This window comes from Micromonospora sediminimaris, from assembly GCF_016863575.1.
Classification (GTDB): Bacteria; Actinomycetota; Actinomycetes; order Mycobacteriales; family Micromonosporaceae; genus Micromonospora; species Micromonospora sediminimaris.
Map to the genome: position 1 here is coordinate 1 of NZ_BOPD01000077.1, position 1,042 is coordinate 1,042.

The 1,042-nt window shown below is 70.7% G+C and carries 1 protein-coding gene; it reads left to right on the forward strand.

The genetic code is table 11. From position 1 onward, the window contains the following. Positions 1-240: 240 nt before the first annotated feature. Positions 241-1,042 (forward strand): lytic polysaccharide monooxygenase auxiliary activity family 9 protein (locus Vse01_RS29160; protein WP_204019290.1); only part of this gene is annotated, 802 nt, incomplete at its 3' end.

The window sequence follows — 1,042 nt, forward strand, 5'->3', positions numbered from 1 at the left end:
GAGCGGCAGCCGGCAGGTCAGGCAGCGGCACCCGGTAGCCCGGCGGGGTGCCGGCACCTGGCTGGTGGTGGTGCCGGAGGCCCGCTCCGGAGAGCGCTTCTCGCGTTGACGTACGCCGATGCTCCGTGGCACGCTTCGCTCGGAGCCAACACCACAGGGGCAACGCAGATCGACCACGGGAGAGGCAACTCCCGAGCGTCCGGGCGCTTTCGCGAACTGACGATTCCCTTGGGGAGCTCCATGTCGAACGTACTCAGATCACCACGCGCTGCCTGGCTGCTGGCCGTCGCGGCCGTCGCCCTGTTGCTGCTCACCACCGCGCTGACAAACCCCGTCTCCGCGCACGGCGCCACGGTCAACCCCGGGTCCCGCGCCTACGGCTGCTGGGAACGCTGGGGCGGTGACCACATGAACCCGCGGATGGCCACCGAGGACCCGATGTGTTGGCAGGCCTGGCAGGCCAACCCGGCCGCCATGTGGAACTGGAACGGCCAACTCCGCGAGGGGGTGGGCGGCAACCACCAGGCGGCCGTGCCGAACGGCCAGCTCTGCTCGGGCGGGCGTGCCGAGGGCGGTCGCTACAACGCCCTCGACACCCTGGGTGCCTGGCGGACCACCCCGGTCCCCAACAGCTTCCAGTTGAAGTTCTTCGACCAGGCCAGCCACGGTGCCGACTACCTCCGGGTGTACGCCACCCGGCAGGGTGTGGACACGCTCACCAAGCCGCTGGCCTGGTCCGACCTGGAACTGGTCGGCCAGATCGGCTACACGCCGGCGTCGCAGTGGCAGCGGGAGGTCGACGGGGTGTCGATCCAGATTCCGGTGAACGCGCCCGGCCGCACCGGCCGGCACATCATCTTCACCGTCTGGCAGGCCAGCCACTTCGACCAGTCGTACTACCACTGCAGCGACGTGCAGTTCGGTGGCGGCACGACCCCGCCGACCACCACGCCGCCCACGACCACCCCGCCGACCACCACGCCACCCACCACCACTCCGCCGACCACTACCCCGCCCACCACCAACCCGCCGGTGACGGGGG